The 12,904-nt window shown below is 67.4% G+C and carries 16 protein-coding genes; 7 read left to right on the top strand and 9 right to left on the bottom strand.

What is annotated here, in order from left to right; translation table 11 throughout:
• Nucleotides 1-39: 39 nt before the first annotated feature.
• From LTA6_RS04055 to LTA6_RS04045, 3 genes are read left to right on the top strand one after another with little or no spacing between them, the layout of a single operon-like run.
• Nucleotides 40-387, top strand: coding sequence for an ArsR/SmtB family transcription factor (locus LTA6_RS04055; protein WP_407358687.1), 348 nt, complete (start codon nucleotides 40-42; stop codon nucleotides 385-387).
• Nucleotides 380-811 carry an SRPBCC domain-containing protein gene (locus LTA6_RS04050; protein WP_407358686.1) on the top strand — a complete coding sequence of 144 codons (432 nt, stop codon included), beginning with the start codon at nucleotides 380-382 and terminating at the stop codon, nucleotides 809-811. The genes LTA6_RS04055 and LTA6_RS04050 overlap by 8 nt, the downstream gene beginning before the upstream one ends.
• A 23-nt stretch (nucleotides 812-834) precedes the next feature.
• Complete coding sequence (locus LTA6_RS04045) at nucleotides 835-1,197, top strand: nuclear transport factor 2 family protein (protein ID WP_363550676.1); 363 nt, start codon at nucleotides 835-837, stop codon at nucleotides 1,195-1,197.
• Nucleotides 1,198-1,208: 11 nt separating this feature from the next.
• Here LTA6_RS04045 and LTA6_RS04040 read toward each other — a convergent pair whose 3' ends face one another.
• On the bottom strand, nucleotides 1,209-1,619 hold the full coding sequence (locus LTA6_RS04040; protein ID WP_407358685.1) for an arsenate reductase ArsC: 411 nt from the start codon (nucleotides 1,617-1,619) through the stop codon (nucleotides 1,209-1,211).
• Between the two features lie 20 nt (nucleotides 1,620-1,639).
• Nucleotides 1,640-2,632, bottom strand: coding sequence for a metalloregulator ArsR/SmtB family transcription factor (locus LTA6_RS04035; RefSeq protein ID WP_407358684.1), 993 nt, complete (start codon nucleotides 2,630-2,632; stop codon nucleotides 1,640-1,642).
• Nucleotides 2,633-2,889: 257 nt separating this feature from the next.
• Between LTA6_RS04035 and LTA6_RS04030 the strand changes: the two genes are divergently transcribed.
• From LTA6_RS04030 to LTA6_RS04020, 3 genes are all read left to right on the top strand, one after another.
• Nucleotides 2,890-3,285, top strand: coding sequence for a hypothetical protein (locus LTA6_RS04030; protein WP_341976258.1), 396 nt, complete (start codon nucleotides 2,890-2,892; stop codon nucleotides 3,283-3,285).
• Nucleotides 3,286-3,371: 86 nt separating this feature from the next.
• Nucleotides 3,372-3,731 (top strand): ArsR/SmtB family transcription factor, encoded by a 360-nt coding sequence (locus LTA6_RS04025; protein ID WP_407358683.1) that lies wholly within the window; start codon nucleotides 3,372-3,374, stop codon nucleotides 3,729-3,731.
• Nucleotides 3,728-4,375, top strand: coding sequence for a cation transporter (locus tag LTA6_RS04020; RefSeq protein ID WP_407358682.1), 648 nt, complete (start codon nucleotides 3,728-3,730; stop codon nucleotides 4,373-4,375). The genes LTA6_RS04025 and LTA6_RS04020 overlap by 4 nt, the downstream gene beginning before the upstream one ends.
• A 51-nt stretch (nucleotides 4,376-4,426) precedes the next feature.
• Here LTA6_RS04020 and LTA6_RS04015 read toward each other — a convergent pair whose 3' ends face one another.
• Nucleotides 4,427-5,731, bottom strand: coding sequence for an FAD-dependent oxidoreductase (locus tag LTA6_RS04015; protein ID WP_407358681.1), 1,305 nt, complete (start codon nucleotides 5,729-5,731; stop codon nucleotides 4,427-4,429).
• A gap of 83 nt (nucleotides 5,732-5,814) precedes the next feature.
• Here LTA6_RS04015 and LTA6_RS04010 point away from each other — a divergent pair, with 83 nt between their 5' ends.
• Nucleotides 5,815-6,156: a metalloregulator ArsR/SmtB family transcription factor gene (locus tag LTA6_RS04010; protein WP_341976254.1), complete on the top strand. Its 342-nt coding sequence runs from the start codon at nucleotides 5,815-5,817 to the stop codon at nucleotides 6,154-6,156.
• Between the two features lie 2 nt (nucleotides 6,157-6,158).
• Here LTA6_RS04010 and LTA6_RS04005 read toward each other — a convergent pair whose 3' ends face one another.
• The 6 genes from LTA6_RS04005 to LTA6_RS03980 all read right to left on the bottom strand — a co-directional run bounded on the left by LTA6_RS04005 (nucleotide 6,159) and on the right by LTA6_RS03980 (nucleotide 12,890).
• Nucleotides 6,159-6,857 carry a potassium channel family protein gene (locus LTA6_RS04005; RefSeq protein ID WP_407358680.1) on the bottom strand — a complete coding sequence of 233 codons (699 nt, stop codon included), beginning with the start codon at nucleotides 6,855-6,857 and terminating at the stop codon, nucleotides 6,159-6,161.
• A 43-nt stretch (nucleotides 6,858-6,900) separates the two neighbouring features.
• Complete coding sequence (locus LTA6_RS04000) at nucleotides 6,901-8,265, bottom strand: TrkH family potassium uptake protein (RefSeq protein WP_407358679.1); 1,365 nt, start codon at nucleotides 8,263-8,265, stop codon at nucleotides 6,901-6,903.
• 143 nt (nucleotides 8,266-8,408) lie between these two features.
• The gene (locus LTA6_RS03995; RefSeq protein WP_407358678.1) at nucleotides 8,409-9,209 is read right to left on the bottom strand and encodes an ABC transporter permease subunit; all 801 of its coding nucleotides are present in this window, start codon (nucleotides 9,207-9,209) and stop codon (nucleotides 8,409-8,411) included.
• The gene (locus LTA6_RS03990) at nucleotides 9,202-10,137 is read right to left on the bottom strand and encodes an ABC transporter ATP-binding protein (protein WP_407358677.1); all 936 of its coding nucleotides are present in this window, start codon (nucleotides 10,135-10,137) and stop codon (nucleotides 9,202-9,204) included. The genes LTA6_RS03995 and LTA6_RS03990 overlap by 8 nt, the downstream gene beginning before the upstream one ends.
• Before the next feature lie 71 nt (nucleotides 10,138-10,208).
• Nucleotides 10,209-11,219, bottom strand: coding sequence for a LacI family DNA-binding transcriptional regulator (locus LTA6_RS03985; RefSeq protein WP_407358676.1), 1,011 nt, complete (start codon nucleotides 11,217-11,219; stop codon nucleotides 10,209-10,211).
• 9 nt (nucleotides 11,220-11,228) lie between these two features.
• A complete protein-coding gene (locus LTA6_RS03980) occupies nucleotides 11,229-12,890 on the bottom strand; it encodes an alpha-amylase family glycosyl hydrolase (protein WP_407358675.1) in 1,662 nt (553 codons plus the stop codon).
• Between the last annotated feature and the right edge of the window lie 14 nt (nucleotides 12,891-12,904).

Here is a 12,904-nt window from a genome sequence, read left to right as displayed (position 1 = left end):
CAAACAGACGCTTGTACAAGTGTATGTTTGTGGAGCATAATGAGCGCGGAGGTGCTCATGGAAGCTCTGAGTCTTGACCACGCGTTTCATGCCCTGTCGGACGGCAACCGTCGGGCCATCCTCGCGCTGGTGCGCACCGGTCATCGACCGGTCGGCGAGATCGCGAGCGAGCTCGGCCTGTCGCAGCAGATCGTGTCGCATCACCTGAAGGTGCTTCGCGAAGCGGGCCTGGTGTCGGGCACACGATCGGGCACCCGGCACCTGTACGCAGTCCGGGTGGAGGGTCTTGCGGTGGGCAAGGCGTTCTTCGATGACTTCTGGCCGGAGCGGCTGACGCGACTCAAGAATGCGATCGAGGGAGCCGGGGTGGGTGAGGACGATGGCTGAGCACCGCTCGAGCGTCGACATCGCCGCGCCCCCGGAGCGGGTCTTCGAGTACCTGGTGACCGCGGAGGGGATCACGGCATGGATGGGCGACTGGGCTCAGGTCGAGCCGACTCCGGGCGGAGAGTTCTCCGTGAACATCGCCGGGTACGGCGCCCGGGGGATCTTCCTCGAAGTCGACCGGCCGCGTCGGGTGACGGTGTCCTGGGGTTTCGAGGGGAGCGAGGAGCTGCCACCCGGATCGTCGACGGTGTCGTTCGAGCTGAGTGCGACCGACGGCGGCACGCGAGTCGAGGTCGTGCACACAGACCTGCCGGAGAGCGCGGTGCCAGGACACGTCGACGGATGGGACCACTTCGTTGCCCGGCTCGCCCTCGCCGCCACCGGGCAGCGGCTTCCGCCTGACACCTGGACGCCGTCGCAATGACCGATACCGAAGGAGTGCACGAGATGACGAACGTACCGACGCCTGTTGCCACCGTGGAGGCGTATCACCGAGCCTGGACCGGAGGAGACGTCGAGCTCGCGCTGACGTACCTGTCGGACTCCGTCGTATGTGCAGCGCCGGATCCCGCGATCACGACGAAGGCCCACTGGCGGGAGTACCTCTCCAGATTCGTCCCCATGCTCACCGGGGCTCCCGAACTCACTCGGATGACAGACGGCGACCGGGTGGCGCTCTGGTACTTCCCGCAAACCGCCGTCACCGACACCACGCTGGCCAGTGAACTCTTCCGTGTGGAGGATGGGCGAATCACCGATATCCGGCTGTGCTTCGACAGGCTCAGCTACATGCCGCCGCCATCGGCGTGACGCTCTCCTGATCAGCCCAGCAGTTCGCCCACGAGCGTCTCGATGCGGCTGCGGATCTCGTCGCGGATCGGACGCACGGAGTCGATGCCCTGGCCTGCCGGGTCATCGAGCTTCCAGTCTTCGTAGCGCTTCCCGGGGAAGAACGGGCAGGCGTCGCCGCAGCCCATCGTGATGACGACGTCGGATGCCTGCACGGCCTCGGTCGTCAGCACCTTCGGAGCCTCGGCGGTGATGTCGATTCCGAGCTCGGCCATCGCCTCGACGGCGATCGGGTTGATCTGGTCGGCTGGCATGGAACCGGCAGAGCGCACCTTGACGCGGTCGCCGGCGATGTCGCGGAGGAATCCTGCGGCCATCTGCGAGCGGCCGGCGTTGTGCACGCAGACGAAGAGAACAGAGGGCTTGGTGGTGGTGTCAGTCATGGTGTCTCCAGAGTGAGTGGTCAGTTGAGAACGTCGTCGACGAGGATGCGGACGCGGGCGGCGATGTCGTCACGGATGGCTTCGACGCCCTCTGCAGAGGCGAGGGCCGGGTCACCCACGGCCCAGTCCTCGTAGCGGACGCCGGGGATGATGGGGCAGACGTCGCCGCATCCCATCGTGACGACGACGTCGGCGGCGCGGACGGCGTCGTCGGTGAGCGGCTTCGGGAAGCGTTCGGATGCCGCGTCCCCCTCGATCTCCGCAAGGAGCGACCGCACGTGCGGGTGGATGACGTCGGCCGGGCTGGAGCCGGCCGAGCGGGCGACGACCTTGCCGCCGGCCATCTGGTTCACGAGGGCCGCGGCGAGCTGCGACCGGCCGGCGTTGGCGACGCAGACGAACAGCACCTGAGGCACGCCCGTATCGCGGTCGCGGGTGAGGTCGCTCAGGCGCTGACGGGCGAAGCGCTCAGTGAGGGGGATCAGCGCCGAGCTGACCCGTGCCGTGCGGGCGAGGCCGGTGTACGACTCGCGCACGATCGCGAACACGACGCCCGCGTCGAGTTGCGGCACCTCAGCGGCGAGTTCACCGGCGAGGCGCGTGACGCGCGCGTCGAAGTCCGGCCGCAGCCCATCGTCTACTGAGTCGTTGCGCCATGGAGCGGCGACCGTGGCGGGCGCGAACGAATCCAGGAGCGCGGTGACGGCACGGCGGCGGTCCGGATTGATGCGGTACCAGACCCAGGTGCCGCGCCGCTCGGATGTCAGGACGCCGACATCCTTGAGGACCTTGAGGTGGTGCGAGACGGTGGGCTGAGCGACCTCTGCGAGCTCCGCCAGGTCGCAGACGCAGGACTCGCCGCGAGGGTCGGAGGCGATGGCCGACAGCATCCGCAGTCGCAACGGATCGGCGAGCGCCTTGAGCGTCGTGGCGACGGATGCGGCGGCATCCTGCCCGATCGCATGGGTGGCGACGGGACTGCAGATGTCTGCAGCCATGGATGTCGCGTTCATGACGTGATCCTTTCACCAGTGAACGGGGCGGTGGTGAGCGCCAGAAGGCGAGCAGCGTGAATCGATATGTATCTATATTGACGGATATCAATTCAAGCCGCAAGCTGCCCTGGAAGAGTTCACTTGCTGGTCATCTGGCGGCTCGAAGCCGGGGTTCTTCCTGCTCCCGCGCTCGCCTCGCACGGGAGGCCGATACTCTCCTCTGTATATGAGCGACAGCCGCGGTGGTTGGAATGCTCTCATCAGACAGGAAGACCATGGACGCGCTGGACGTTCTCGGCAGTATCGCCGACATCATCGCGTGGATCGGGCTCGGCATCGGGATCCCGCTGCTCCTGGTCGTCGCCATCGGCAGGGCTCACGACGGCCGGTGGCATCCCATCGAGGTCGTCATCCTGGAGGAAGCTGAGCGGGCGCGCGCCCGCTGGTACACCGCCGGTGACTTCTGGGAACGCCCCCTCCGCGCATCCGAAGCAGAGCACTGGCGGGGGCGCGAAGAAGCCCCGGCCTTCATCAGCGAGAAGCACCCGCGCGTGATGAGTTTCGAACCCCGGCGACCTGCCCTCCACGCGATCCAGGTCGTTGCGATCGCCCTTGCCAGCGCCGGGGGAGCGGGACTGGTGCTGTCGTTCGTCCTGCTCTTCGTGGCGTAGAGACGGCTCCTGGCAGCAGAGACGCACTTGACCTAAGAGGATTCCGACACCATTCGATTAGTCAGTGGGAACTGTATAGTCATTGCATGCTGACTATTGCCTCACGGCTCGACGTGATGAACCGGCTCGGCCGTGCGATGGCTGATCCGACGAGATCTCGCATCCTGATGACGCTCATCGGGGGGCCCAGCTACCCTGCGGTGCTGTCGCGCACTCTCGATCTCTCCCGCTCGAACGTCTCGAACCACCTGACGTGCCTCCGGGACTGCGGCATCGTGATCGCGGAGCCGGAGGGCCGTCAGACTCGGTATGAGATCGCCGACCCGCACCTCGCCGCGGCGCTGACGGCGCTCGTGGACGTGACCCTCGCGGTCGATGAGAACGCCCCCTGCATGGATGCCGCCTGCGCGGTGCCCGGATGCTGCGGAACGGATGCCGGCGCGTGACCGAGCCCACCGTGGAAAGGCGCGCCCGGCTGCACCGACGGGTCCGGTTCATCGTCGCCTTCACGATCACCTACAACGTGTTCGAGGGCATCATCGCGGTGTGGGCCGGAGTCCTCGCCTCGTCGGCGGCACTGATCGGGTTCGGCCTTGATTCGGCAGTAGAGGTGCTCTCGGCTGCCGCGATCGCGTGGCAGTTCACCCGGAAGAACCCCGAGCGCTGGGAGAAGGGCACCGTCCGCGTCATCGGCCTCGCCTTCTTCCTCCTCGCCGCCTACGTCACGATCGACGCGGTACTGGCCCTGATCGAACAAGAAGGTCCAACGCATACTCCGCTCGGATTGGGGATCACGGCGCTCAGCCTCATCGTCATGCCGCTGCTGGCATGGCTCGAGGTGCGTACCGGTCGCGAGCTGGACTCGAAGAGCGTTGTCGCAGATGCGAAGCAACTCATCCTGTGCGTCTATCTCTCCGGCGCCGTTTTCGTCGGTCTCCTCCTGAACAGCCTGCTCGGCTGGTGGTGGGCGGATTCGGCCGCCGCGCTGGTCGTGGCTGTCCTCGCGATCCGTGAGGGCATCGAGGCGTGGCGCGGCGACGTCGAATCACCGTTCGAGGTGCTCGAAGAGCTCGAGGACGCCCACACCTGAGTACCGGAGCCGGGACCGCCGACACGCGCCGCCCCGGCTCCGCGAATCACGTCAGACGGATGCTCCCACCGGCCGGCCGATCTGCAGCACAGCCGGAGCGGCGCAGCATCCGCCCGCCGCCGCCTCATCGAAGTCGCCGGAGCCGCCGCAGACCCCGGTCTCCGGAAGGGCGAGCTCGTTGCGCGCCGCCGCCTCATGATCGCCGGCGAGATGGGCGACCACACTGCGCACCTGCTCGTACCCGGTCAGGGCGAGGAAGGTCGGCGCGCGCCCGTAGGACTTCACGCCGACGATGAAGAGGCCGGGTTCGGGTTGAGCGAGCTGGCGTGCGCCCGTCGCCGACACCGAGCCGCAGGAGTGGATGTTGGGGTCGATGTCGGCTGCGATTCCGGCGACGGCGTCGAGCACCGGATCCAGATCGATGCGCAGTTCGCGCAGGATGCCGGTGTCCGGCCGGAATCCGGTGAGGGCGTAGACATGCGCGACGTCGGTGATCTCCCTGCCGTCCTCGGCGATGACTGTGAGGGCATCGGCATCCGTCTGGAGCTCGGCGACGCGGAATCCGGTCACCAGGTCGACGACACCGGATTCGATCACCTTGCGCGCGCGCGACCCCAGTGCTGCGCGTTCCGGAAGATCGTCTCCCGCACCTCCGCCGAAGACATTCGCCGCGCTGCCTCGGCGCAGCAGCCAGGTCACACGCGTTCCCGGCGAGCGGCGTGCGAGCTCGCTCAGCCGCAGGACGGCGTGCGTGGCGGAGTGCCCGGCGCCCACGACGACGACGTGCTGGCCAGCGAGAGCGGCGACATCATTCGGGATGCGATAGGAGATCCGTTCAGCGGCGCTGGCCTCGCCGAGTGCCGGGAAGCCGTCGGCGCCGGCGGGATTGGGGAGTGACCAGGTGCCGCTCGCGTCGATGACCGCTCGGGCGAGGAGCCGGGCATCGTTGCCGTTCGCATCGACGGTGTGCACCACGAAGGGCTGGCTCTTGCGACCGGCTTCGACGACCTTGTCTCGGCCCTGGCGGGATACGCCGGTCACCGTGGTCGCATACCGGATGCGCTCACCGAGGGCATCCGCGAGGGGAGCGAGGTATTCGCTCACCCACTCAGCGCCGGTCGGGAAGCCTGATGCGGGCGCGCTCCATCCGGTCGGTTCGAGTAGCCGCCTTCCCGCCGTGTCGGTGAGTTCGGCCCACGCGGAGAAGAGGCGCACATGTCCCCAGTCCGAAACCGCGGCCGCAGGCCCATCCCCGCGTTCGACGACGACGACGTCGAGGCCGCGTTCGACGAGGTGCGCTGCGGCGGCGAGGCCCTGCGGGCCTGCTCCGATGACGACGACAGGAAGCTCAGACATCACATCTCCTCAAATCGAGATTCTTCAATATGATGACTGTTACGCATCTATCGAAGAATGTCAATACGTGGCAGACTGGAGGGGTGAGCCTGCCAATGACCATCGAAGCGCCGTCGTGCTGCGTGCCGCCGATCACGTCTTCGCTCACTGCGGAAGACGCCGAGCGCATCGCGCACGTCTTCAAGGCGCTGGGCGATCCGACGCGCATCCGGTTGCTCTCGCTCATCGCCGCGGCCGATGGCGGCGAGGCCTGCATCTGCGACCTCATCGATCCGGTCGGCCTGTCGCAGGGCACCGTCTCCCATCACATGAAACTGCTCGCCGACGCCGGCTTCGTCACGCGCGAGCAGCGCGGCAAGTGGGCCTATTTCGCGCTCACCGAGGGCGCGCTGGATGCCGCCGCCGACGCGCTCCGCTCCGTCTGACCTCAGCGCAGCTGCGCGAACTTCTCGACGTCGATCGTCGGTCCCACCACGAGCACCGTGTCGCCGTCGCGGAGGATGGTGTCGGCCTGAGCGTTTCGCCACTCTCCGTGGGTCGATGAACGGTACGCGGCGATCGTGACGCCATGGGTGCCGCGCACCTGTCCCTCGGTGAGGGTGATGCCGTGCAGATGCTGGGGTGCGACGGTCTTCACGATCGCGTAGCCCTTGTCGATCTCGAGGTAGTCGGCCGCTGCGCCGCGCACGAGGTGCGCCACCCGGCGGCCCATGTCCTTTTCCGGATACACGACCTTGTGCACGCCGAGCTGCTCGAGCACCGCGCCGTGGCGTTCGTCAACGGCCTTCGCCCAGATCACGGGCACCTTGAGCTGCAGAAGGAGTGAGGCCGTGAGGATCGATGCGGTGATGTCGGAGCCGATGGACACCACGACCCGGTCGAACTCACCGATCGCGAGCTGTTCCAGAACGTCGAGACGCGTCGTATCGGCGCGGACGACCTGGGTGAGTTCGCCATTCAACGCCTGGACGATGTCTTCGTCGGCGTCGATTCCGAGCACCTCGGTGCCGGATGCCATCAGCTCGAGCGCGAGCGAGGTGCCGAACCGGCCGAGGCCGATGACGGCGACCGAGTCGGCTTCGGCGATCCGCCGGGCGTCCTGGCCGAACGAGAGAAACTTGGGCACGTGAGTCCTTTCGAGGGGTGAGAGATGCTCGGCGTCGGGGCCTTCAGCCGATCGCGGGCCGCTCCTTGGGGAGTTCGTAGGCAGTCCTGCGCTCCCGGAGAGCGAGCGCCGACCCGAGGGTGAGCGGGCCGAGTCGGCCGAGGAACATGAGCAGGATGAGGATGATCTGCGCGGCCTGCGGCAGCTGTGCGGTGATTCCGGTGGACATGCCGACCGTGCCGAAGGCAGAGACGACTTCGAACAGCACCTGATCGAGGTCGAGGTCGGTCATCGCGAGGATGGCGATCACCGCTGCCATGATCGCTCCCAGTGCGACGATGACGACGGTGATGGCCTCTCGGTGCACGGCGCGAGAGAGCCGCTTGCCGAAGATGTTCACGGCGGTGCCTCCGCGCAACTCTGTCCACATGATGAAGAACAGCACCGCGAATGTCGTCACCTTGATGCCGCCGGCGGTACCGGCGGGACCGCCGCCGATGAACATCAAGACGTCCGTGCCCAGCCATGTCTCGTCGTGCATCTGCGCGACGTCGACCGAGTTGAAGCCGGCCGTCCGCGCCTGCACGGCGTGGAAGAAGCCGGCGAGCACTCGAGAACCCGGTGTGAGCGTGCCCAGCGTGCCCGGGTTGTTCCACTCCATGAGCAGCACATAGGCGGTGCTGAGTGCGAGGAGGGCACCCGTCGTGGCGAGAACGATCCGCGTGTTCATCGTCCAGTGCAGCGGGCGTCGGAACTCTCGGCGCAGCTGGCGAAGCACGGGGAAACCGAGACCTCCCAGGATGATCGCGATGCAGATCGGCAGGCAGATCCAGGGGTCCGAGACGAATCCCATCAGGCTGTCGGTGTAGAGCGCGAAGCCGGCGTTGTTGAACGAGGACACGGAGTGGAAGACAGCATGCCAGGTTGCACGGCCGACGTCGTATCCGTATCCCGTGGTGAATCTGACGAAGAGCACCAGAGCCACCATCACCTCGATCGCAACAGTCGTGACGAGGATGCCGGTGGCGATCCTCTTCAGGTCTCCGGCGCCGGCAGTCTTGGTCTCGGTACTGGTGATCAAGCGCGAGCGCACCGTGAACCGGCGGGCCAACGCCAGGCCCACCAATGCGGCGAAGAGCATGATGCCGAGACCGCCGAGTTGGATCAGCGCCAGGATCACGATCTTCCCGAACGGGCTCCAGTGCACAGCTGTGTCGACCACGATCAGTCCGGTGACGCACACCGCCGATGTCGACGTGAACAGGGCTTCGATCGGTCCCGTCCAGGTGCCCGCGGCCGAGGAGGCAGGCAGCATCAGGATGACCGCCCCCACGAGGATCGCCACCCCGAACCCGACGGCGATCGTCTGAGCGGGCGCCAGAGGGCGGCTCTTCGCGAGCCGACCGCGGACGGAAGTGTGTGAAGCCACGAGCAAGCACACTACTCCACGAAAACTCGCTGCGTGCTCAGTGGCCTCCGCCGAGGTTGCCGGTCAGCCGCTGGTGGAGAGCCGCCGCGGTGTCGTTGAGATCGCGGATCTCCACCGCCTTGCCGCACTGCTCGTACAAGCGGTCAACCGACGATGTCGCGCCGCCGCAAGGCCCACACGCTGCCCGCGATCAGTATCGCGGTCGCGCCCCACAACGCGATGCATCCGGCTGGAGCCAGACCCTCCACGAGCGGTGGCTGGTGGAATGCCCAGGAGTACGGGGAGAGGATGCGCAGCCATTCGGCATCCGGAGCCTGATTCGAGATCGCGTTGAACGCGTATCCGACCACGGCGATCCCCGCGCCCGCCGCGACGCCTCGACTGCGACGGCCGGTCAGCGCGCCGACGAAGAGGGAGACGGTGCCGGACAGCATCGTGACCCCGACGAACACGACTGTCGCGTCGACGATGCGCCACGGCTCGATGTCGAGCGAAGCGGAACCGTTCAGGGCGAAGATGATGATCGCGGCGAAGACGCCGAGCCAGACCACCCTGATCAGCATCGCCGAGGCTGCCTGCATCGCGTAGGCCGCCCTGCCGACGCCGTGAGAGAGATCCAGCTCCAGGCGCCCGGACTCCTCCGCGCCGCCGATGGCGTCGGCGCCCCAGCTGACTGCGGCGATCGTGACCAGAAGGAATCCGATGAGTCCGTAGAAGGTGGCCTGCGTGTATCCGGCGCCCGTTCCGATCTGGTTGTAGCCGAGAGCGTTCACCAACTCGGGCGGCAGGCTCTCGATGATCTGCGTCATCTCGCCGTTGCCGCCGATGCTCGGGAACAGGGGCAGATAAAGGAACAGGATGGCGGCGATGCCGACGGTCCATCCCAGCAGGCCGCGCCAGGATTCGCGCAGCGCGCGACGGAAGACGGGAAGCGGCTTAGACATCGTCGGCCTCCGTCGTCGCGGCCGGGCTTCCGTAGAGCCGCAGGACGGACTCCTCGAGATCCGGCTCCTCGACTGCGAGGTCGACGATGCGGTGGCGGGCGATCGCCTTGACGAACGGATCGATGTCGCCCTCCACGGTGGCGGCGAGTCGTACCGATCCGTCTGTGTTCTGGATCTCCACCTCTGCGACGTGCGGGATGCGACTGAGCTCCGCACGCAGCTCGTCCGCGTCGACCTCGGCGAACCCGGCCCGCACCCGGCGGATGGCGCCGAGCCGAAGAGATGCCACATCGCCCTCCGCGACGATACGGCCCGCACTCAGCACGGCCACGGCATCCGCCGTCTGCTGGATCTCGCTGAGCACATGAGAGCTCAGCAGCACCGTCTGCCCTCGGCCGCGCGCTTCGCGGACGAGCTGGAGGAACTCTCGCTGAACCAGCGGGTCCAGCCCGCTCGTCGGCTCGTCGAGCACGAGCAGTTCCGGTTCGTGCATGAAGGCCTGCACGATGCCGAGCTTCTGCTTGTTCCCCTTCGACAGCGTGCGCACAGGGCGGGTCAGATCGAGGCCGAGGCGGGAGGAGAGCCGGTCGATGGTGCCGGACGGTACCGGCCCGGAAACCTCCGCGTAGAAGTCGAGCATGCGGCGGCCGGTCATCCGCCCGTCGAGGCGGAGCTCCCCCGGAATGAATCCGATGCGGCGGCGCAACGCCGCACCCCCGGTGCGCGGGTCCTCACCGAGAACGCGCACTGTTCCGGATGTCGGGCGGATGATGTCGAGGATCATTCGCAGGGTGGTGGTCTTGCCGGCGCCGTTCGGACCGATGAGGCCGAAGACGGTGCCGGGTTCGATGGACAGGGTCAGCGAGTCGACAGCGGTGTGGCGCCCGTACTGCTTGCGCAGGCGGGAGAGGTCGACGGCAGAGTTCACGGTCCCGCTCCCTTTGCGTCCATCGCCCCAGTATGCCCGGTACCTGGACGGTGTCCACCCCTGGCCGGAGCTCAGACGCGCGAAGTGGTTCCTCGAACGATGAGCTCGAACGGGAGATCGGCGTGCTTCCTCGCCGGAGCGGCGGTGCCATCCTCGAGCTTGGCGAGGACGGCGTCCGCGGCCCGTTCGCCCTGCCCGAGGGGAAACTGGTCGACCGTCGTGAGCTGGAAGAACTCCCCGAGCTCGTGCCCGTCGATGCCGACGATCGAGAGGTCCTCCGGCACCCGGAAGCCCAGGTCCCGTGCGGCGAGGATCGCGCCGATCGCCATCTCGTCGGATGCTGCGAACACCGCCGTCGGCCGGGGGCCGGGGCGACCGAGCAGTTGCTTGGCCGCGCGATAGCCACCGCCGACGGTGAAGTCGGCCGGCTCCAGGAAGGCCGGATTCAACGGGATGCCGGCCGTGGCCAACCCCTTCTCGAATCCGAGACGCCGGTTCGTCGGGATGTGGAAGTCCAGGTCGAACTCCGGGTTCGCGCCGATGTGCGCGATGTCGCGGTGGCCGAGCCCGATCAGATGCTCGGTGGCGAGTTGCGCCACGGCCACATCGTCGACCGTCAGGGTGTCGAGGTTCGGATTCGGACCGCCGATCGCGATGACGGGGAGTCCGAGGTCGATCAGTTGACGTGTCTCGTTCTCGTCGAGCTCGATCGACACCGCGATGACGGCATCCACCCGCTGACGCCGCAGGAAGGTGTCGAACACCTCGCTGCGGACGTCGCGGTCGGCGGTGATGTTGTACAGCGTGATGTCGTAGCCCTGACGCATCAGAGCGCTGGAAACCCCCGACAGTACCGCGCTGAAGAACCACCGATCCAGGAACGGGACGACCACGCCGATGTTCTTCGTGCGCCCGGAGGCCAGGCTCGATGCCCGTGATGAGACGACGTAGCCGAGCTCGTGAGCCGCGGCGCGCACTCGTTCCCGAGACGATTCGGAGACGTGCCCGCGTCCGCTGAGGGCGCGCGACACCGTCGCCGTGGAGACTCCGGCAAGTCGCGCGACCTCATCGATGCTCGCCATGACAGGCGTTCAGCCCTTGGTGTACCAGGCGGCGGTGTCGACGGGCAGTGCCGTGCCATCGAACGGCTGGCTCTGCAGCACGAACGTGACATCCTCGCCGAGCTCGAGCGGCTCGGTGCCCAGGTTCGCCGCGACGTGGATGTCGCCACGGCGGAAGGCCACAGCATCCGCTCCGGCGTCCTCCCAGATCAGTGAGCCGGTGCCGAGGCCGCGCGCGCGGCGCTCGGCCAGCAGCTCCTTGTACAGGGACAGGGTCGAGGTGGGGTCCGCGCTCTCGGTGTCGCGCGCGTACTGCGTCCACTCGGCCGGCTGCGGGAGCCAGGAGTCGCCGGTGTCGTTGAAGCCGAAGGCCGGAGCATCCGCCTCCCACGGCAGCGGAACGCGGCAGCCGTCGCGGCCGTAGCGCTCACCGTTCGTGCGGAACCAGGTCGGGTCCTGTCGGAACTCGTCGGGGATCTCCATCGCCTCGGGCAGGCCGAGTTCTTCGCCCTGATACAGGTACGACGAGCCGGGGAGGGCGAGCATCAGCGTGGTCGCCGCGCGGGCGCGGGCCAGCCCGATGGCGGTGTCCGGCTTGTCGGGAGTCTCCGGTCCGATGCCCTCGCCCTGCGGGTTCTCGGCCGTCAGGGCAAGACGCGAGGCGTGCCGCACGACATCGTGATTCGAGAGCACCCAGGTGCTGGGCGCGCCGACCTTGCCGAACTCGTCCAGCGATTCGCGGATCACCGCGCCGAGAGCCTCAGCGTCCCAGGCGGTCATCAGGTACGGGAAGTTGAACGTCTGGTGCATCTCATCGGGACGCACCCAGAGCGCCGTCTTCTTCAGAGTCGGCAGCCAGGCCTCGCCGCACAGCGCGCGATCGCCGTCGTACTCCGCGAGCAGCTGATGCCAGTCCCGGTAGATGTCGTGCACTTCGTCCTGGCCCCAGTACGGGACGTTCTCCTCGCCGCCGCCCATCGAGTCGGCATCCGCGACCGGTGCGTAGTCGGGAAGACCCGCCTCCTTGACCATGCCGTGCGCGACGTCGACGCGGAAGCCGTCGACTCCGCGGTCGAGCCAGAAGCGCAGGATCGAGCGGAACTCCTCGCGGACCTCGGCGTTGGTCCAGTCGAAATCCGGCTGGCTGGGGTCGAAGATGTGCAGGTACCACTGGCCGGGAGTGCCATCGGCCTCGACCACGCGCTCCCACATCCCGCCGCCGAACACGGATTCCCAGTTGTTCGGAGGAAGCTCGCCGTTCTTGCCGCGACCGTCGCGGAACACGTAGCGCCCGCGCTCGCGGCTGCCGGGGGCGGCCTTCAGGGCCTCCTGGAACCAGACGTGCTGGTCCGAGGAGTGGTTGGGGACGAGGTCGACGATGACGCGGATGCTGCGGGCGTGCGCCTGCGCGAGCATCTCGTCGAAGTCGGCGAGCGTGCCGAAGATCGGGTCGACGTCGCGGTAGTCGGCGACGTCGTAACCCGCATCCTTCTGCGGGCTGGTCATGAACGGGCTCAGCCAGATCGCGTCGATGCCCAACTCCTGGAGGTCATCGAGGCGCGAGGTGATACCGGGAAGATCGCCGATGCCGTCGCCGGACGCGTCCGCGAAGGAGCGGGGGTAGATCTGGTAGATGACTGCGCTGCGCCACCACTCGGAACCGGGGGCTGCGATCTGCTCAAGCTGTGCCATGCGATCAGAATAGT

The sequence above is a fragment of the Microbacterium sp. LTA6 genome (genome assembly GCF_045690355.1).
In the GTDB taxonomy this organism is placed as follows: Bacteria; Actinomycetota; Actinomycetes; order Actinomycetales; family Microbacteriaceae; genus Microbacterium.
Note: the sequence above shows the minus strand (reverse complement) of the source record. Positions and strands in the feature narration are given on the sequence as shown.

What these genes read in the sequence shown, in the direction of transcription:
- LTA6_RS04025 (WP_407358683.1), top strand. Translation starts at nt 3,372, where the DNA reads ATGCTGACTATTGCCTCACGGCTCGACGTGATGAACCGGCTCGGCCGT.
- LTA6_RS04015 (WP_407358681.1), bottom strand. Translation starts at nt 5,731, where the DNA reads ATGTCTGAGCTTCCTGTCGTCGTCATCGGAGCAGGCCCGCAGGGCCTC.
- LTA6_RS03995 (WP_407358678.1), bottom strand. Translation starts at nt 9,209, where the DNA reads ATGTCTAAGCCGCTTCCCGTCTTCCGTCGCGCGCTGCGCGAATCCTGG.
- LTA6_RS04050 (WP_407358686.1), top strand. Translation starts at nt 380, where the DNA reads ATGGCTGAGCACCGCTCGAGCGTCGACATCGCCGCGCCCCCGGAGCGG.
- LTA6_RS04030 (WP_341976258.1), top strand. Translation starts at nt 2,890, where the DNA reads ATGGACGCGCTGGACGTTCTCGGCAGTATCGCCGACATCATCGCGTGG.
- LTA6_RS03985 (WP_407358676.1), bottom strand. Translation starts at nt 11,219, where the DNA reads ATGGCGAGCATCGATGAGGTCGCGCGACTTGCCGGAGTCTCCACGGCG.
- LTA6_RS03980 (WP_407358675.1), bottom strand. Translation starts at nt 12,890, where the DNA reads ATGGCACAGCTTGAGCAGATCGCAGCCCCCGGTTCCGAGTGGTGGCGC.
- LTA6_RS04045 (WP_363550676.1), top strand. Translation starts at nt 835, where the DNA reads ATGACGAACGTACCGACGCCTGTTGCCACCGTGGAGGCGTATCACCGA.
- LTA6_RS04040 (WP_407358685.1), bottom strand. Translation starts at nt 1,619, where the DNA reads ATGACTGACACCACCACCAAGCCCTCTGTTCTCTTCGTCTGCGTGCAC.
- LTA6_RS04055 (WP_407358687.1), top strand. Translation starts at nt 40, where the DNA reads ATGAGCGCGGAGGTGCTCATGGAAGCTCTGAGTCTTGACCACGCGTTT.
- LTA6_RS04035 (WP_407358684.1), bottom strand. Translation starts at nt 2,632, where the DNA reads ATGAACGCGACATCCATGGCTGCAGACATCTGCAGTCCCGTCGCCACC.